The sequence below is a fragment of the Aquabacterium sp. genome (assembly GCF_044226965.1).
Taxonomy (GTDB): domain Bacteria; phylum Pseudomonadota; class Gammaproteobacteria; order Burkholderiales; family Burkholderiaceae_C; genus Pseudaquabacterium.
The window spans coordinates 1-18,192 of sequence record NZ_JBGAGA010000004.1 but is presented as its reverse complement, the minus strand read 5'-3'; the positions used below and the strand labels follow the sequence as shown (position 1 = coordinate 18,192).

The window sequence follows — 18,192 nt, the reverse complement described above, 5'->3', positions numbered from 1 at the left end:
GCGAAGGTCGCCGATGACATTGATGACCGCGCTGGCGATCCTGGGCGGTTTGGTGCTGGCCAGCGTCGTGGCGCACGGCGCCTGGAGCGCCCGCAAGGCCAGCCCGCGCCAGGCCGAGAACCTGGCCGATGCAGGACGCGTCGAACCGGTGCTGGGAGGCTCGCCGCCGCCGGCGGTCGAAGAGGCCGCGGCCTTGCCCGAGCTGAAGGCCGCGCTGGCACGCAAGCCCAGTGCCCGGCTCGATCCGCTGATCGATGCCATTGCACCGATCACGCTCGAGGCCCCGGTCAGCGGCGAGCTCGCGCTGACGCACCTGCCGCCTTCGCGCCGTGCCGGCAACAAGCCCTTCCTGATCGAGGGCCTGAATGCCGAGAGCGGCGAGTGGGAACTGCCGGCCTCGGGCCAGCGCTACAGCGAGTTCCAGGCCGGCGTGCAGATGGCCAACCGCTCCGGCGCGCTGAACCAGATCGAGTTCTCCGAGTTCGTGCAGAAGCTGCAGGGCTTCGCCGACGGCGTGGGCGGCATGGTCGAGGTGCCGGACATGATCGAGGTGGTCACCCGCGCGCGCGAGATCGATGCCTTCGCCAGCGAGCACGATGCGCAGCTGGCCGTCACGCTGCGCGCCAACGGCGCGGCCTGGTCGGTGGGCTACCTGCAGCAGAGCGCCGGCCGGCGCGGCTTCGTGCCCGGCGTGCTGCCCGGCCGGCTGGTGCTGCCTTCGGCAGAAGAGGGCGCGCCGCCGGTGCTGGTGCTGTCCTTCGATCCGCAGGCCGCGCTGGCCGAAGACCCGCACATCGCCGCGGTGCGGCAGGTGACCCTGTCGCTCGACGTGCCGCAGACGCCCGAAGCCGCAGAACCCTTCCCGGCCTGGCACGACGCCGCGCGCAACTTGGCCGCCGACATGGACGCGACGATGGTCGATGACCAGGGCCGCCTCATCACGCTGCATGCCTTCGCCGCCATCGGCACCGACCTGCAGACGCTGTACCGCGCGCTCGAAGCGCAGGAACTCACGGCCGGCTCGACCGCCGCGCGGCGGCTGTTCAGCTGACGCTTCAGTTGAGCGGCTGCGCGGCCTCGCTGCGCGCCGCCTGGCGCGTAGCCTCGCGTGAGCGCCAGGCCGCGCAGACCTGCACCTGCTCCAGCGTCTGCGCCAGCGCCCGGCGGCCGCCCTGGTACTTGGCCGCGACCGGTCCGAACAGCCGATCGATGCGCCGGGCTTCCTCGGCGCTGCAGGCCTGGCTGACCCGCGTCGGCAGCCCCGCAGGCTCGTCGCGGCCCATGCGGCGCGTGATCTCGGCGTAATGGTCCTGCAGGAACTGCAGCAACCCGTCGCGCAGCGCGGGCAGCTGGTTGTGGGCATGCATCACGGCGTCGCCCGCCTCGCGGAAGTCGGTGGCCGGGTCGAGCATCAGCTCGCGTGCACGCTGGGCCAGCCGCGGGGCGCGGAAATGGCCCAGTGCGGCATAGAGGTCGCGGCGCAGCGAACGGTCGGTGGCGCTGCGGGCAGCGGCGCGCAGCGCGTCGAACAAGGCCTCGTCGCCGTCCAGCGCGGCACTGGCCAGCAGCGCCGCGCGGGTGGCGGTCTCCGGTGCGGGGCCGCCGTCCAGCCAGGCCTGTGCGCGCTCGCGGGCCTGGCGGCGCAGTTGCGCATCCTCGCCCTGGTCGGCCACCAGCGGCACCAGCAGTGCGCGCAGCAAGGGGGCGTCCTGCGGTTCGTCCGGCCGCGCCTGCCAGCCGAGCGCGCGGGCACGGTCGCCAAAGGCGCGTTGCCAGCGGGCGGCGGCGTCGGCGACCGTGCCGCCGCCCTGCAGCTTGCGCGCACGGGCCAGCATGCCGGCGGCCTGCTCGACCACCGTGTGGTCGGCATGACCTGCAAAGTGCTCGGCCATGGCCAGCATCTCGACCAGCGGCAGGTCGCCGGCCTCGCTCAGGCCTTCGGCATCGTCGAGCAGGCTGAGCGCCTCGCCGGCCGTCAGGCCCGGCTGCGCCAGCAGCGCGCGCCGCAGCGCCGGTGAGTAGGCCACGCGGTAGTAGCCGATGCCGCCGGCATTGGCCTGCACCCAGGCCGGGCATTGCGCGTCAGGCAAGGTGAGGCTGCTCTCGCGCTGGTCCAGCATCACGCGGGTGTTGCCACCCGGCGTGCGGATCAGCATCGGCACCTGCCAGAGTGGCGCCGCGCCGGTGACCGGCGTGGCCAGCCCCAGCAGGCGCGACTGCGCCAGCGTCAGCCGCGGCGGCTGGCCTTCGTCGCACTGCAGTGCCACCGCCACGCGCGGGATGCCGGGCTGCGCGGTGAAGCTGCGCAGGGCGGCCGGCAGCGCCGGATCCTGCGTGCCCAGCGCAGCCAGGAAGTCATCGCCACTGGCATGGCCCCAGGCATGCCGCTGGATGTAGCGTCGCACCCCTTCGCGGAAGCGCTCGGGGCCGAGCCACGCCTCGAACATCGACAGCACCGCCTGGCCTTTCTCGTAGGTGATGCTGTCCCACAGGCTGCCGAGGTCGTCGTCGGTCAGCACCGGTTGCTGGATGCGGCGCGACGAGGCCAGCCGGTCGGTGCGCATCGCCAGCGCGCGGGCCTGCTGCGCCGCGGTGGTCCATTGCCACTGTGAGCCACAGGTCGTCCCACCAGCGCATCGTCACCAGGTTGCCGAACCACTGGTGCGCGAGTTCGTGCGCGGCCAGGCCGACGTAGTTGCGCTGGAAACGCGGCGTCACGTCGGCCGGCGCCGCCAGCAGCAACGGGGCGCCGTAGGTGACCAGGCCGGCGTTCTCCATCGCGCCGAAGCCGGCGGGCACGCTCAGCGCCACGCTGTCGAGCTTGCCGTAGGGGTAGGGCAGGTCGAAGTAGGCCTCCAGCCGCTCGACGATGCGTGCGGTGACGCCGGCGGCATAGGCGGCTTCACCGGCGCGCCCGCGTGGCGCGAGGAAGCGGATCGGCAGCGCCCCGGCGGGCGGCGCGTCCAGCACGTCGAAGGGCCCGACCGCGAAGGCCAGCAGGTAGCTCGGCAGCGGTGGCGTCGGCAGGAATTCCACGCGCTTGAAGCCGGGTGCGGCCGGCTCCTCGTGGTGCACCGCGGTGTTGGCCACCGCCACCAGGTCCTGCGGCACGGTCAGCGTCAGCTTGAACGGCACTTTCCAGCCGGGTTCGTCGAACAGCGGGAACACCAGGCGTGCGCCGGTCGATTCGAACTGCGTGTAGGCATACCAGTCGCCGGCCTCGCGGCGATGGAACAGGCCGTCCTCGTCGGTGTCCTGCTGCTTGCCGCTGAAGACCAGGCCCAGGCGGGCACGGCCGGCCGGCAGTGTCGGCAGCGGGAAGCGCAGCTCGATGCGCTCGGCATCGAAGGGGCGCGATTTGCCGGGGTACTTCTTCGCGCCGATCTCGATCCAGGCCTGCCGGATCGTCAGGCCCTTGGCATGCAGCTGCAGCGCCTTCTGCGGCTGCGCGAGTTCGATGTCGATATCGACCTCGCCGGTGTGCGTGGGCTGCGCCGGGTCGACGGTCAGCGCGAGCTGGTAGGCCAGCGGCTTGACGGCTTCGGCCAGGCGCATTGGCGGCGCGGCGCGGGCCGGCTGCAAGGGTCCGAGCAGCAGCAGGATGAGCAGGGCGGCGAGGGCGACCCGCGGGTGGCAATGACGCATGGGCGGCGACTCTACCGCCTTGGCCGCAGCCGTCATCCGACGCACCGGCAGCCCGGGATCCAGGATGACGACCTGCCAACGCGTTATGGAAGCGGCCTGGACGCGGCTGCCTGCAGCGCCTGCAAGGCCGGTTCGCGCAGCGCATGCGCCGGCGCGGCGGCCACGGCCGCGTGCAGCCGGGCCAACGCGGCAGCGAGCGCCGGCGAAGGCGGCAGGCGTGCGGCGACTCGCCCGATGGCCAGCGCATGGGCGCCCAGTTCGTCGCCGCCATGCATGGCCAGGTCGCCCAGCGTGCGGATGTCGTCGGCCGTGCGCCGCGCGTCCTCGGCCAGCCAGGCAGCCCAGGCCGGCTGCAGCCGCTCGGGCGGCAGCTCGGCCAGCAACACCACGGCGCCGTGGCGGTAGATGCCGTGTTCGCTGCCCAGGTTCTCGCGCAGGTCCTGCTCGAAGTGGGGCACCTCCAGCGCGCGCTCGACGACGATGGTGCGGCGCAGTGCATCGGGCTCGGCCGGCAGCGAACTGGTCAGCGTCCACAGCGGCGAATCGGGGCTGTAGGCGGCCAGCTCTTCGCGCAGGCGTTCGGCCGGGCTCATGGCGTTGCGGCGCGCCTGTTCGGCCTGCTCGGCCTGCCGGGCTTCACGCGCCCGCGCCAGGGCCTGGTGCTGCGCCAATGCTTGCGCGTAGCCCAGCGCGAGGGCGCTGACCAAACCGGCCAGCAACGCGCCGGCGCCCAAGGCCAGCAGCACGCGTCCGGTGCCGGACTGGCTGACCGCCTGCAGCCCGCGCAGCTCCAGCAAGGCCAGCAGCGCCATCGCGCCCAGCGGCAGCAGCAGCCCACCGATGTTGAGCAGCCAGGCGAAGCGCGCGCCCCGTGCTTCGGCCCACGCGATGAAGGCGCCGAAGATGGCCAGGCCGACCAGCAGGGCGGCGCCCAGCGCGGCCCCGGCGCCCTGGGCACGGGTCCAGCCCAGGCTGTCGAGCCCGCCGCGCAGGGCCCATGACAGGCCTGCTAGCGCCATGGCCAGCGCGGCGAGCACCCCGGTGGCCAGCGGCACGATCAACCCCATGCCATTGGCGCCCTGCGGTACGCGGCCGGTGTAGAACCCGAGCATGGCGGAGGTTGCCAACGTGAACAGCATGGCCAGCACCAACAGTCCGAGGCCGAGGATGGAAGCGAGCGTGGCGGGCATGGCAAGGGGCGGGCGGGACGCAATCGACGCAGCATATGCAGCGGTGGGTGCAGCCCCGCTTCAGCACCGGCGCGTGGGTGTTTCATTGGTTGCGGTCGCGTCCTGGGGGCCCTCCAGAGGGGCCCCTCTACACTTTGGGCCATGAAGTCGCCCGCCCAGCGCGCCGCCGAGCTGCGCGCCCTGCTGCAATACCACGCGCAGCGCTACTACGTGCACGATGCGCCCGAGATTCCCGATGCCGAGTACGACAAGCTCTACCAGGCATTGCAGGCCCTCGAGGCCGCGCACCCCGAGCTGGTGACGCCCGATTCGCCGACGCAACGCGTGATCGGCGCGGTGCTCGAAGGCCTGCGGCCGGTGACCCATGCGGTGCCGATGCTGTCGATCGAGACCGAACGCGACACCACCGAGGCGGCGGCGCACCGCTTCGACGCGCGCGTGCGGCGCTTGCTGGAGCTGCCCGACGAGGCGCCGCCGGTCGCGTATTCGGCCGAGCTGAAGTTCGATGGCCTGGCGATCAACCTGCGCTACGAGCAGGGCGTGCTGGTGCAGGCGGCCACGCGCGGCGATGGCGAGACCGGCGAGGACGTGACCCACACGATCCGCACCGTGAAGGACATTCCCCATCACCTGAAGGGAGCGGCCGCGCCGGTGATCGAGGTACGCGGCGAGGTCTACATGCGCCGCGACGACTTCGAGCGCCTGAACGAGCACCAGCGGGCCCGGGGTGACAAGACCTTCGTGAACCCGCGCAACGCTGCCGCCGGCGTGGTACGGCAGCTGGACGCCCGCGTGGCGGCTGCGCGCCCCTTGAGCTTCTTCGCCTACGGCCTGGGCGAGGTGCAGGGCTGGGAGCCGCCGCCCACGCACAGCGCGACGCTGGCCGCGCTGGCCGGCTTCGGCGTCAAGGTCAACGACGAGCGCGCGGTGGTGCAGGGCGCCGACGGGCTGGTGGCCTACCACGCGCGCATCGGTGCCAAGCGCGATGCGCTGCCCTTCGACATCGACGGCGTGGTCTACAAGGTCGACGACCGCGCGCTGCAGCAGCGCCTGGGTTTCAAGACCCGCGAGCCGCGCTGGGCGCTGGCGCACAAGTACCCGGCGCAGGAGCAGGTGACGACGCTGCGCGGCATCGAGATCCAGGTCGGCCGCACCGGCAAGCTGACGCCGGTGGCCAAGCTCGAGCCGGTGTTCGTCGGCGGCACCACCGTGAGCAATGCCACCTTGCACAACGTGTTCGAGCTGCGGCGCAAGGGCGTGCGCATCGGCGACCAGGTGATCGTGCGACGTGCCGGCGACGTGATTCCCGAGGTGGTGGGCAAGGTGCCCGGCGCGCGGCCCGCGTACGTGCCGAACTTCCGCATGCCCCGCAGCTGCCCGGTGTGCGGCAGCGCGGCGGTGCGCGAGCGCGGTGGCATGGACTACCGCTGCTCGGGCGGCCTGTTCTGTGCCGCGCAGCGCAAGCAGGCGCTGCTGCACTTCGCCAGCCGGCGCGCGATGGATGTGGAGGGCCTGGGCGACAAGCTGGTCGACCAGCTCGTCGATGGCGGGCTGATCCGCACCCTGCCCGAGCTGTACACGCTGGGCCTGGCCAAGCTCACCGCGCTGGAGCGCATGGGCGAGAAAAGCGCGCAGAACCTGCTGGACGGGCTGGCGCAGAGCAGGCAGACCACGCTGGTGCGCTTCCTGTTCGCGCTGGGCATCCGCCAGGTCGGCGAGAGCACGGCCAAGGACCTGGCGCGGCACTTCGGCGCGCTCGACCGCATCATGGACGCGACGGTCGAGCAGCTGCTCGAGGTACCCGATGTCGGACCCATCGTCGCGCAGAGCATCCACACCTTCTTCGCGCAGCCGCACAACCGCGAGGTGGTGGAACAGCTGCGCGCGGCCGGCGTGCACTGGCCCGAGCACGACGGTGCGGCAGCCGACGCGGCGCCCCGGCCGCTGGCCGGCCAGACCTTCGTGCTGACCGGCACCTTGCCCACCCTGGGCCGGGAAGATGCGAAGGCACTGATCGAAGCGGCTGGCGGCAAGGTGTCGGGCTCGGTGTCGAAGAAGACGCACTACGTCGTCGCGGGCGAGGAGGCCGGCAGCAAGCTCGACAAGGCACGCGAGCTGGGCATCACCGTGCTGGACGAGGCCGGCCTGCAGGCCCTGCTCGGCAACGCGGCAAGATGAGCGCCGCCACGCTGCAGCACGAAGGGCGCACGCTGCTGGTGCTGGCGGTGTTCGGCATCGTCTACCTGGGCATGATCCTCGGCGGCCTGCCGCGGCTGCGGCTGGACCGCACCGGTGTCGCACTGCTGGGCGCGATCGCCATCGTCGGCGGCGGCGTGATGACGCCGGAGCAGGCCGCGCTCTCGATCCACCTGCCGACCATCCTGCTGCTGTTCTCGTTCATGGTGATCTCGGCGCAGATGCGGCTGGGCGGCTTCTATGGCGCGGTGACACGCCACATCGCCGCGCTGCCGCTCGGGCCGGCGGGCCTGATGGGCGCGGTGATCGCGGTGTCGGCGGTGCTCTCCGCGGTGTTCTCCAACGACATCGTCTGCCTGGCGGTGGCGCCGGTGCTGGCCGAGGCCTGCCTGCGGCGGCGGCTCGACCCGGTGCCCTTCCTGCTGGGCCTGGCCTGCGCCGCCAACATCGGCTCGGCCGCCACCTTGATCGGCAATCCGCAGAACATGCTGATCGGCGAGGTGCTGCACCTGCCGTTCGGCGCCTACCTGCTGCAGGCGTTGCCGCCGGTGCTGCTGGGCCTGCTGGCGCTGTGGGGCTGGCTGGCCTGGTCGCTGCGGCAGGGTGCGGCGGCGCCTGCCATGGAGGCTCCCAACGAACGCCAGCTCGCGCTGCTGGAAGGCGAGGCACCGCCGCTGGACCGCTGGCAGACCACCAAGGGCCTGGTCGTCGCGCTGCTGCTGGTGGCGGTGTTCCTGTTGAGCGACTGGCCGCGCGACGTGGCCGCGCTGGTGGGCGCCGGCGTGCTGCTGCTGAGCCAGCGCTTCCATTCGTCGAAGGTGATGGGCCAGGTCGACTGGGAGCTGCTGGTGCTGTTCATGGGCCTGTTCATCGTCAACCATGCGCTGCAGCTGACCGGGCTGACCGAGCGCGCGGTGCAGGGCCTGGCGGCGCAGGGCCTGCGCCTGGGCGAGCCGGTGCCGCTGTTCGGCGCCACGCTGCTGCTGTCGAACCTGGTGTCCAACGTGCCGGCGGTGATGCTGCTGCTGCCGGTGGCACAGGGCACGCACGCGGGGCCCACGCTGGCGCTGGTCAGCACGCTGGCGGGCAACCTGCTGATCGTCGGCTCGCTGGCCAACATCATCGTCGTCGATGCGGCGGCGCGAGCGGGTATCGTGATCGACTGGCGGCGCCATGCCCGCACCGGCGTGCCCGTCACGCTGCTGAGCCTGGCCCTCACCGCGCTTTGGCTGGCCTGGCGCGCTTGAATATTTTCCGAACCAAGCAAGGAACCACCGGATGGCCGTGAGAGAAATCCTGAAGATGGGCGACCCGCGCCTGCTGCGCGTGGCGCAGCCCGTGCGTGACTTCGACACCCCCGAGCTGCATGCGCTGGTGGCCGACATGATGGACACCATGGTCGCGGCCAATGGGGCCGGGCTGGCGGCGCCGCAGATCGGCGTCGACCTGCAGCTGGTGATCTTCGGTTTCGAGCGCAACCTGCGCTACCCCGATGCACCGCCGGTGCCGATGACGGTGCTGATCAACCCCACCATCACGCCGCTGGACGACGCGCTGGAAGAGGGCTGGGAAGGCTGCCTCTCGGTGCCCGGGCTGCGCGGCCAGGTGCCGCGCCATGCCCGCATCCGCTACCGTGGTGTCGATGCCTACGGGCAGGCCATCGAACGCGAGGCCGAGGGCTTCCACGCCCGCGTCGTGCAGCACGAGTGCGACCATCTGGTCGGCCGGCTCTACCCGACCCGCATGACCGACCTGCGCAAGCTGGGCTTCACCAGCGTGCTGTTCCCCGAGCTCGACCCGGCCAGCGACGACTGACGGCGCTGTGGGGCGGTTGACGCTTTGTCACCGCCCGCGGGTCAACCCGGTCGGCGCGAACCGCCGCGGCTGCGTTGAGTCCGCATGCTGACCCTCCACCGCCGCCTCGGCGCGCTGCTGACTGGCCTGGCACTGCTGTTGCCCCTGGCCGTTCGGGCGCAAAACGAAGACCTGCTGCCGGCCGACTGGCCGGGCCGCGTCGGCCGCATCGTCGAGGTGCAGGGCTCGGCCAGCCAGCTCGACCGGGCGGAGAACGTCTGGATCGCCGCGGTGCCGAACCGGCCCCTGACCAGCGGCGACCACATCGTCACCGACCCGGGCGCGCGGCTGGAGCTGCGCATCGGCTCGGCTACTGTGCGGCTCGACGGCCGCACCGACCTGCTGCTGGCCCGGCTCGACGACCAGGCCATCGTGCTGCAGCTCAACACCGGCAGCCTGGCGCTGAAGGTGGTGTCGCAGGCGATGCTGCCGCAGATCGAAGTGGTGACACTCGAAGGCCGCTTCCGGCCGCAGCAGATCGGGCACTACCGCGTCGACCAGCGCGATGACGGCAGCGACGCCACCAGCTGGCGCGGCGAGCTGAGGTTCGAAGGCCGCGACAGTGCGCTCGACATCCCGGCCGGCCGCCACGCAGAGCTGTGGCTGGAGGGATCGGTGACCCACTACACCTGGCGCGAGGTGGCGCGCGATGCCTTCGCCGACTGGGTGGCCTACGACGACACCCAGGACCCGGGCAGCGTCAGCGCGCGCTACGTGTCGCCGGAGATGACCGGCTGGGAGGACCTGGACCGCTACGGCAGCTGGCAGACCCATCCCGAGTACGGTGGCGTGTGGATACCGACGGCCGTGCCGGTGGGCTGGGCGCCGTATCGCAGCGGCCACTGGGCCTGGATCTGGCCCTGGGGCTGGACCTGGGTCGACGATGCGCGCTGGGGCTTCGCCCCCTTCCATTACGGCCGCTGGGTCTTCTGGGGCCGGCGCTGGTGCTGGGTGCCGGAACACCGCAGCGTGCGGCCGACCTATTCGCCCGCGCTGGTGGCCTGGGTGGGCGCGGGAACGGGCTTCGGCAACGGCCGGGCGCCGGGGCCCGCGGTGGGCTGGGTGCCCCTGGGGCCACGCGAGCCCTACCACCGCCGCGCGCCCAGCCAGGGCCCGGGTACCAGCTTCCGCCCGATGAACCAGGCCATCGTCGGCGCGGTGACCGCGGTCCCGGCCGAGGCCTTCTCGCTGCGCCGTGTCGTGCAGCCGACGCCGGCAACGGGCGGTGGCCTGCCCGCGGTCGGCCAGTGGCGCGCCGTGGCGGTGCCGGCGGCGCCAGCAGGGATCGTGCAACCCGGTCAACGGGCCCCAGCGCCGCCCGCCGCGCCGCGTGCGCCGGTGCCGATGGCGCCCGAGCGAGCTGCACCCACCCTGCCGCGCGCCCCGGTCCCCACGGCGCCCGAGCGCGTCGTGCCCACCGCGCCGGAGCGTGCAGTGCCCACGGCGCCGGGGCGTGCCGTGCCGACCGCGCCCGAGCGCGCCGTGCCTACCGCGCCTGAGCGCGTCGTGCCTACCGCGCCTGAGCGCGTCGTGCCTACCGCGCCTGAGCGCGTCGTGCCCACCGCGCCGCGCGCGCCGGTTCCCACGGCGCCCGAACGGGTTGTGCCCAGGGCGCCTGAGCGCGCCGTGCCCACCGCACCGGAGCGCACGGCGCCGCCCCCGGCCCCGCGCGTGCTGCCCGCACCGCGTCCGGAGCGGCCCGAAGCGCCGGCGCGGCCGCCGGAAGCGCCACGGACTGCGCCCGAAGCTGGCCACCGCGCTGCCCCGACACCCACGTCGCCGCCACCGGCGCACGTGCCCCCGGCGGCCCGTGCCGAGCCGCCCGCTGCGCCGACCGTGCGCGCGCCGCCGCCAGCCGCCGCTCCGGCGCCGGCGCCTGCCACGCCCCGTGCCAGGCCCGACGCGCGCGAGCAGGACGGCCAGCGCCGTGCCGCGCCCGAGCAGCGACAGGAGAAGGACAAGGAGAAGGACAACAAGCGCTAGCGCTGAACGCGCTCAGCGCAGCGGCAGCCAGCGGCTGAACACCGGCCACACATTGGCCAGGATGGTCGGGTGCGCCTCGGCGGTGGGGTGGATGCGGTCGGCCTGGAACAGCCGCTCGGCATTCGGTGCGTCGGCGACGCCGGCCAGCAGGAAGGGCACCAGTGCGGCGCCTTCGGCCTGTGCCACGCTGCCGAACATCGCGCTGAAGTCCTGCGTGTAGCGCGGCCCGTAGTTGGGCGGGACCTGCATGCCGACCAGCATCACCTTGGCGCCGGCGGCCTTCGCCGCACGCGCCATCGCCTGCAGGTTGTCCCGGCTCATGGTCAGCGGCAGGCCGCGCAGGGCATCGTTGCCACCCAGCTCGATGATCACGTGGGTCGGCTGGTGCTGCTTCAGCAGCGCGGCCAGGCGCGAACGGCCGCCCGAGGTGGTGTCCCCGCTGATGCTGGCATTGATCACCCGCGCCGCCGGCTTCTCGGCCGCCAGCTTCTTCTCGAGCAGCGCGACCCAGCCGGTGCCGCGCTGCAGGCCGTATTCGGCCGACAGGCTGTCGCCCACCACCAGCACCACCGGTGCGCGCGGCGTTGCCGCAGCGGCACCCTGCCACAGCCCGGGCATCAGCAGCATCAGGCTACAGTGCAGCGCTACCATCCGGCGCGAGCGGCCTCGCGCACCCGACATCTTCATGACCGACCCCATCATCGCCGTCGATCACGTCACCCGCCAGGTGACCGATTCCACCGGCACGCTGACGATTCTCCACGACATCGATTTCGCGCTGCGGCCGAGGGAATCCACCGCCATCGTCGGCGCCTCGGGCTCGGGCAAGAGCACGCTGCTGGCCATCATCGCCGGGCTGGACGTGCCGACGCAGGGCACCGTGCGCCTGGCCGGCACCGATCTCTTCGCGCTCGACGAGGATGCGCGCGCCGCGTTGCGCGCGCGCCAGCTCGGCTTCGTGTTCCAGAGCTTCCAGCTGCTCGGCCACCTGAGTGCGCTGGAGAACGTGATGCTGCCGCTGGAATTGCTCGGTCGCGGCGATGCACGGCGCAAGGCCGGCGAGATGCTGGAACGCGTGGGGCTGGGTGCACGGCTGCACCACTACCCGCGCACACTCTCAGGCGGCGAGCAGCAGCGCGTCGCGCTGGCGCGCGCCTTCGTCGTCGAGCCCGCGGTATTGCTGGCCGACGAGCCCACCGGCAGCCTCGATTTCGCGACCGGCGAGCGCGTGATGGCGCTGATGTTCGAGATGAACCGCGAGCACGGCACGACGCTGGTGCTGGTCACGCACGACCGCGGCATCGCCGCGCGTTGCGACCGTCAGCTCCACATCGAAGCGGGGCGACTGTTGGCCCCCGGCCGCCTGGCGGCCGCCCCCCAGGGGGGCTGACCAGTCCCGACCGGGCAACCCGGATCGGGCCTGGCCCTTCGAGCGGCAGCCCGCGCCCCTGACCGCTGCGCGGTCGGTCCCCTACCGGGGACGATGCACGTTATTGACCAGGAAATTTGTAGTCGGTCTTGGCCGACTTGCGCAGGCTCTCCTGGAACTCCTGCAGCTTCATCTGCGCCAGGCGCTGCTGGATCTGCGGCTTCACGCTGTCGAAGTCGGGGAACTGCGCGTCGCGGGTGTCGTCGAGGCGGATGATGTGGTAGCCGAACTGGCTCTTCACCGGCGTCTCGGTCATCTCACCCTTCTTCAGTGCGGTCATCGCCTTGCTGAACTCGGGAACGTAGTTTTCGGGCTTGGCGAAGTCGAGGTCGCCGCCGTTCTGGCCCGAACCCGGATCCTTGCTCTTGGCCTTGGCCAGGTCCTCGAACTTCGCGCCGGCCTTGATCTGGGCGATCAGCGCCTTGGCTTCGTCCTCGCTCTCGACCAGGATGTGGCGCGCGCGGTACTCGGTGCCGGTGGCCTGGGCCTTGAACTTGTCGTACTCGGCCTTGGCTTCGGTGTCGCTGACCGGGTTCTTGCGCTTGTAGTCCTCGAACAGCTCGCGGATCAGGATGCTCTGGCGCGCCAGTTCCATCTGCGCCTTGTAGTCGGCGCTGGCGGCGATGCCGCGCTTCTCGGCTTCCTGCGCGAAGATCTCGCGCAGCACCACCTGGTCCTTGGCCTGGGCCTCGAGCTCCGGCGTCACCTGCTGGCCGGCGCGCTTGGCCTGGTCCACCAGCAGCGTCAGGCGGGCCTTGGGCACCGGCTTGCCGTTGACGACGGCGATGTTCTGGGCCTGCACGGCCAGCGGCAGCAGCAGGGCAGCGGCGGCGGCCGCAACGGCGGCGCGCGCGGCAAGGGTCTTGCGGATCATGGGAATGGGGGTCTTTCGGGGGGTGGGGCAGGCCGCTGCGGCGGCCCGCGAATGAGGATCGAACCTGCGGGGCGGGATGATATGCGAAGGGACGGGGCCCTAGCTGTCGCCAGGGGCGCGGGCCTCGATCGCCAGCGCGTGGATGCCCTGCGCTATCAGCTCGCGCAGGCAGTCGTACACCAGCCGGTGGCGCGCCACGCGGCTCAGGCCGGCCAGCCGCGGGCTGACCAGCAGCACCCGCAGGTGCGAGCCTTCGCGCGCGCCGGCATGGCCGGCATGCAGGTGGCTGTCGTCGATGACCTGCAGGCTCTGCAGCGGCGCCAGCGGCTCGGCGGCGCGCAGCACGCTTTCGACTTCGGCGGCGGTGACATGCGGCATGGTGGCGGGGCGCGGGGCAGTCACTTGTGCTCGCCGTCGGCCGGCGCGGCCGGCTCGTCGCTGATGTACTTGCCGAGGTAGACGCCCTGCGCGATCGTGAACACCACGATCAGCCCGACCACGCCGAAGACCTTGAAGTTCACCCACACCTCGAGCGGGAAGGTGTAGGCCACCCACAGGTTCAGCAGGCCCATCAGGCCGAAGAACGCGATCCAGATGAAGTTCAGGCGCCGCCACACCGGGTCGGGCAGTTGCAGCTGGTCGCCCAGCAGCAGGCGCAGCAGGTTGCGGCCGAACAGGGCCTGGCTGATCCACAGCGCCAGCCCCATGCCCCAGTACAGCGCGCTGGGCTTCCACTTGATGAAGGTGTCGTTGTGGAACCAGATCGTCAGGCCGCCCAGCACCACCACCAGCACCAGGCTCAGCCACAGCATGAAGTCGACCTTGCGGCCGCGCAGCTTGAGCACGAGCACCTGCGCCAGCGTCGCGATGATGACGACGATGGTGGCCAGCATCACCCCGCCTTCGTCGGTGCCCACCTTGCCGCCGGCGACCAGGAAGCCGAAGTACTGGCTGGCGAAGTCGGCCGCCCATTGCTTGTGGGCTTCGGCGTATTTGAAGGTGCCGAAGAACAGGATCAGCGGCAGGAAATCGAGCAGCAGCTTCATGCGGGCGGCAAGTGTACGGGCATCGACCCGTACGGCTTTCCGCGGACCCTATTCGCTGCCCTCGCCGGTGCCGCCCTCGCGGGGCATGAAGTCGATGGCGGCCGAGTTGATGCAGTAGCGTTCGCCGCTGGGTTCGGGGCCATCGTCGAACACATGGCCCAGGTGGGTGCCGCACTGCGCGCAGCGCACTTCCACCCGCGTCATGCCATGGCTGTTGTCCACCAGGCGCTCGATGCGGCCGGGCTCGATCTCCTTCCACCAGCTGGGCCAGCCGCAGCCGGCGTCGAACTTGGCCTCGGACTCGAACAGCACCTGGCCGCAGCCGATGCAGCGGTAGGCGCCATCGGCCCAGTGGTCCCAGTAGCGGCCGGTGAAGGCGCGCTCGGTGGCCGCCTGGCGTGCCACCTGGTACTGCATCGGGTCGAGCTGGGCGCGCCATTCGGCATCGGTCTTGCGCACCGGGTAGCGCGGATCGTCATGGTCGTGAACGGGTTCGGCGGGCGTGCGGTTGAACGGCTTCATGGGCGGCACAGAGCGGGGGAAGAAACGTGCGGCAGTGTAGGCAGTGCGCCGATGTCGTCTGGATGACAAGGTCTCTGGCGCCGCCATGCCACCATGCGGGACACTCGACCAGCCACCCACTTTCCGGAGACAACGATGCCAGCCTTGATGGGCCAGATGATGCAAATGCCGCTGCTGATCTCTTCGCTGGTCCGCCATGCCGCGCGGCATTCGGCGGACACCGAGATCGTCTCGAAGCGGGTGGAAGGCGACATGCACCGCACCACCTGGGCCGAGGTCGAGCTGCGCTCGCGCAAGCTGGCGCAGGCGCTGGCCAGGCTGGGCTGCGAGGCCGGCGACCGCGTGGCCACGCTGGCCTGGAACGGCTACCGGCACCTCGAGATCTACTACGGCGCCTCGGGCTCGCAGCTGGTGTGCCACACGATCAATCCGCGCCTGTTTCCCGAGCAGATCGTCTGGATCGCCAACGACGCGGCCGACAAGGTACTGTGCTTCGAGCTGAACTTCCTGCCGCTGATCGAGAAGATCGCGCCGCAGCTGGGCAGCGTCAAGCACTTCGTGCTGATGGCCGGCCGTTCGCACATGCCGGCCAACAGCCCGATCCCGAACCTGCTGTGCTACGAAGAGCTGGTCGAAGCCGAGAACGGCGACTACGCCTGGCCTGAGTTCGACGAGAACACCGCCTCGAGCATCTGCTACACCTCGGGCACCACGGGCAACCCGAAGGGCGCGGTGTACAGCCACCGCTCCAGCGTGCTGCACGCCTATGCCGCGGCCTTGCCCGATGCGATGGATTGCGCGGCCTCCGACGTGGTGCTGCCGGTGGTGCCGATGTTCCACGTCAACGCCTGGGGCCTGCCGTATGCGTGCGCGCTGGTCGGCTGCAAGGTGGTGATGCCCGGACCGCACCTCGACGGCAAGTCGCTGTACGAGCTGTTCGAGAACGAGAAGGTCAGCTTCTCGGCCGGCGTGCCCACCGTGTGGCTGGGCTTGCTGACCTACGTGAAGAGCAACAACCTGAAGTTCTCGACCTTCAAGCGCACCGTGATCGGCGGCTCGGCCTGCCCGCCGGCGATGATGAAGACGCTGCAGGAAGACTTCGGCGTCGAGGTCATCCACGCCTGGGGCATGACCGAACTCTCGCCGCTGGGCACCTTGTCCAAGCTCAAGGCCAAGCATGCCGAGTTGCCGCAGGACGCCAGGCAGCGCCTGCTCGAGAAGCAGGGCCGCGTGATCTACGGCATCGACATGGCCATCATCGACGACGACGGCAAGAGCCTGCCCTGGGACGGCAGCAGCTCCGGCAACCTGGTTGTGCGCGGGCCCTGGGTCATCGACCGCTACTTCGGCAAGACCGACGAATCGCCGCTGGTCAGCGTCGATGGCGTTGGCGGCTGGTTCCCCACCGGCGACGTGGCCACCATCGACGCCGACGGCTTCATGCAGATCACCGACCGCTCGAAGGACGTCATCAAGTCCGGCGGCGAATGGATCAGCTCGATCGACCTCGAGAACATCGCGATGGCGCATCCCGCGGTGCACGAGGCCGCGGCCATCGCGGCGCGGCATCCGAAGTGGGACGAGCGGCCGCTGCTGGTGGTGGTGAAGAAACCCAATGCCGAGGTCACGCGCGACGAGCTGCTGCAGTTCTTCGAAGGCCGCATCGCGAAGTGGCAGATTCCCGACGACGTGGTCTTCGTCAGCGAAATCCCGCATACCGCCACCGGCAAGATCCAGAAGCTCAAGCTGCGCGACCAGTTCAAGGACCACCGCCTGCCGACGATCTGACGCCGGGCCCCGTACGGGCTTTCGCGCCGGCGTTGTCCCAGCCGCGACAGGCCCGTGTGGGGTAGTCCCTGAAGCGCAATACAGCTTGCATCCGGTACCGTCGCGGTCGTTGGTTGCACTGCATCATTCCCCCTCGGAGACTCGTATGGCACAAGCAAGAACCCTGCTGAATCTGGCGGTCACGGCGGCCCTCGCCATGAGCGCGTTTGCGGCCCACGCGCAGAAGGGCGAGACCGTCAAGATCGGCTGGATCGACCCGCTCACGGGCCTGATGGCGCCGGTGGGCCAGAACCAGATCAAGAGCTTCCAGTTCGTCGCCGAGCACTTCAACAAGAGCAATCCGGCGGGCGTGAAGTTCGAGATGGTCCCCATCGACAACAAGCTGAGCCCGCAGGAGAGCACGAACGCGGTGAAGTCGCTGATCGACCAGGGCGTGCGCTACGTGGTGCAGGGCAATGGCTCGGGTGCGGCGCTGGCCATCATGGACGCGGTGGCCAAGCACAACGAGCGCAACCCGGGCAAGGAGATGGTCTACCTGAACTACGCCGCGGTGGACCCCGACCTCACCAACAGCAAGTGCAGCTACTGGCACTTCCGCCTGGACGCCGACACCTCGATGAAGATGGAGGCGATGACCAGCTGGATGAAGGACGAGAAGGACATCCACAAGGTCTACATCATTGGCCAGAATTATTCGCACGGGCACCAGGTGTCGCGCTACGCGAAGGAAATGATCGCCCGCAAGCGGCCGGACATCCAGATCGTCGGCGACGACCTGCACCCGCTGGCGCAGGTGCGCGACTTCGCGCCCTACATCGCGAAGATCAAGGCCTCCGGGGCAGACACGGTGCTCACCGGCAACTGGGGCTCGGACCTCACGCTGCTGATCAAGGCCGCCAACGACGCCGGCCTGAACGTCAAGTTCCTGACCTACTACGCCAGCGTCACCGGCACGCCGACGGCCCTGGGTGCAGGCGCCGAAGGCCGCGTGTACATGGTGGCCTACGCGCACTCGAACATGCCGGGTGAAGTGGGCAAGCTGGCCAACGAGTTCAAGGCCAAGTTCAACGACGACTACTACACGTTGGCGACCTACTCGACCCTGGCGCTGCTGTCCAACGCGATGGCCCAGGCCAAGACCACCGACCCGGCCAAGGTGGCCGCCGCGATGGAGGGCCTGAAGTTCAAGAGCTTCAACGGCGACGTGGAAATGCGCAAGTCCGACCACCAGCTGCAGCAAGCCCTGTTCATGACCGTGTGGAAGAAGGCTGACGCGAAGCACCCGTACTCGGTGGAGAACACCGGCTACAACTTCCAGCCCGTGAAGGCTTATGACGCCTACGTCGCCAGCACGCCCACGTCGTGCCAGATGAAGCGACCCTGATCGATCGGGAGTTCGACTGACCTGCCGGCCCGGCGGAGCTCCCTCTCCGACGGGCCGTAATTTCGTGGAATGGACCCGCCGTGGACCAGGTACTGATCAACACCCTGAACGGCGTCAGCTACGGGCTGATGCTGTTCATGCTGAGCTCGGGGCTGACGCTGATCCTGAGCATGATGGGCGTGCTGAACTTCGCGCACGCGAGCTTCTACATGCTGGGGGCGTACTTCGCGTACACGCTGACCGGGCTGATCGGCTTCTGGGCGGCGCTGCTGGTGGCCCCG

At 70.6% G+C, this 18,192-nt stretch carries 15 protein-coding genes and 1 pseudogene; 9 read left to right on the top strand and 7 right to left on the bottom strand.

Annotated elements, in window-relative coordinates; translation table 11 throughout:
• The first annotated feature begins 13 nt into the window (after positions 1-13).
• Complete coding sequence (locus tag ACILR4_RS02900) at positions 14-1,051, top strand: cell division protein ZipA C-terminal FtsZ-binding domain-containing protein (RefSeq protein ID WP_395699317.1); 1,038 nt, start codon at positions 14-16, stop codon at positions 1,049-1,051.
• A gap of 7 nt (positions 1,052-1,058) precedes the next feature.
• Here ACILR4_RS02900 and ACILR4_RS02895 read toward each other — a convergent pair.
• Together ACILR4_RS02895 and ACILR4_RS02890 are read right to left on the bottom strand one after the other, a co-directional pair.
• Positions 1,059-3,638 (bottom strand): annotated as a pseudogene (locus ACILR4_RS02895) (M1 family metallopeptidase); the annotation flags it as partial.
• 90 nt (positions 3,639-3,728) lie between these two features.
• Positions 3,729-4,835, bottom strand: coding sequence for a hypothetical protein (locus tag ACILR4_RS02890; protein WP_395699316.1), 1,107 nt, complete (start codon positions 4,833-4,835; stop codon positions 3,729-3,731).
• Positions 4,836-4,976: 141 nt separating this feature from the next.
• Between ACILR4_RS02890 and ligA the strand changes: the two genes are divergently transcribed.
• The 4 genes from ligA to ACILR4_RS02870 all read left to right on the top strand — a co-directional run bounded on the left by ligA (position 4,977) and on the right by ACILR4_RS02870 (position 10,868).
• Positions 4,977-7,013, top strand: a complete 2,037-nt coding sequence (gene ligA / locus ACILR4_RS02885) for an NAD-dependent DNA ligase LigA (RefSeq protein ID WP_395699315.1) — start codon at positions 4,977-4,979, stop codon at positions 7,011-7,013.
• On the top strand, positions 7,010-8,278 hold the full coding sequence (locus tag ACILR4_RS02880; protein WP_395699314.1) for an anion transporter: 1,269 nt from the start codon (positions 7,010-7,012) through the stop codon (positions 8,276-8,278). Before ligA ends, ACILR4_RS02880 begins: the two co-directional genes overlap by 4 nt.
• Before the next feature lie 31 nt (positions 8,279-8,309).
• Positions 8,310-8,846 (top strand): peptide deformylase, encoded by a 537-nt coding sequence (def, locus tag ACILR4_RS02875; RefSeq protein WP_395699313.1) that lies wholly within the window; start codon positions 8,310-8,312, stop codon positions 8,844-8,846.
• Positions 8,847-8,930: 84 nt separating this feature from the next.
• A complete protein-coding gene (locus ACILR4_RS02870) occupies positions 8,931-10,868 on the top strand; it encodes a DUF6600 domain-containing protein (protein ID WP_395699312.1) in 1,938 nt (645 codons plus the stop codon).
• Positions 10,869-10,880: 12 nt separating this feature from the next.
• Here the strand turns inward: ACILR4_RS02870 and ACILR4_RS02865 are convergent, their stop codons facing one another.
• The gene (locus ACILR4_RS02865; protein WP_395699311.1) at positions 10,881-11,495 is read right to left on the bottom strand and encodes an arylesterase; all 615 of its coding nucleotides are present in this window, start codon (positions 11,493-11,495) and stop codon (positions 10,881-10,883) included.
• 58 nt (positions 11,496-11,553) lie between these two features.
• Between ACILR4_RS02865 and ACILR4_RS02860 the strand changes: the two genes are divergently transcribed.
• Positions 11,554-12,258, top strand: coding sequence for an ABC transporter ATP-binding protein (locus ACILR4_RS02860; protein WP_395699310.1), 705 nt, complete (start codon positions 11,554-11,556; stop codon positions 12,256-12,258).
• 100 nt (positions 12,259-12,358) lie between these two features.
• On the opposite strand, the gene ACILR4_RS02855 is transcribed toward ACILR4_RS02860, so the two are convergent.
• From ACILR4_RS02855 to msrB, 4 genes are all read right to left on the bottom strand, one after another.
• Positions 12,359-13,171 carry a peptidylprolyl isomerase gene (locus tag ACILR4_RS02855; protein ID WP_395699309.1) on the bottom strand — a complete coding sequence of 271 codons (813 nt, stop codon included), beginning with the start codon at positions 13,169-13,171 and terminating at the stop codon, positions 12,359-12,361.
• A 99-nt stretch (positions 13,172-13,270) separates the two neighbouring features.
• Positions 13,271-13,549 (bottom strand): BolA family protein, encoded by a 279-nt coding sequence (locus ACILR4_RS02850; RefSeq protein WP_395699308.1) that lies wholly within the window; start codon positions 13,547-13,549, stop codon positions 13,271-13,273.
• A gap of 20 nt (positions 13,550-13,569) precedes the next feature.
• Complete coding sequence (locus ACILR4_RS02845) at positions 13,570-14,217, bottom strand: septation protein A (RefSeq protein WP_395699307.1); 648 nt, start codon at positions 14,215-14,217, stop codon at positions 13,570-13,572.
• 48 nt (positions 14,218-14,265) lie between these two features.
• A complete protein-coding gene (msrB, locus tag ACILR4_RS02840; protein ID WP_395699306.1) occupies positions 14,266-14,739 on the bottom strand; it encodes a peptide-methionine (R)-S-oxide reductase MsrB in 474 nt (157 codons plus the stop codon).
• Positions 14,740-14,874: 135 nt separating this feature from the next.
• Here msrB and ACILR4_RS02835 point away from each other — a divergent pair, with 135 nt between their 5' ends.
• The 3 genes from ACILR4_RS02835 to ACILR4_RS02825 form a co-directional block, all read left to right on the top strand.
• Positions 14,875-16,527 (top strand): 3-(methylthio)propionyl-CoA ligase, encoded by a 1,653-nt coding sequence (locus tag ACILR4_RS02835; protein WP_395699305.1) that lies wholly within the window; start codon positions 14,875-14,877, stop codon positions 16,525-16,527.
• 196 nt (positions 16,528-16,723) lie between these two features.
• Positions 16,724-17,911, top strand: a complete 1,188-nt coding sequence (locus tag ACILR4_RS02830) for a branched-chain amino acid ABC transporter substrate-binding protein (RefSeq protein WP_395699304.1) — start codon at positions 16,724-16,726, stop codon at positions 17,909-17,911.
• Between the two features lie 80 nt (positions 17,912-17,991).
• A partial coding sequence (locus tag ACILR4_RS02825; RefSeq protein ID WP_407062677.1) for an ABC transporter permease subunit occupies positions 17,992-18,192 on the top strand: 201 nt, incomplete at its 3' end.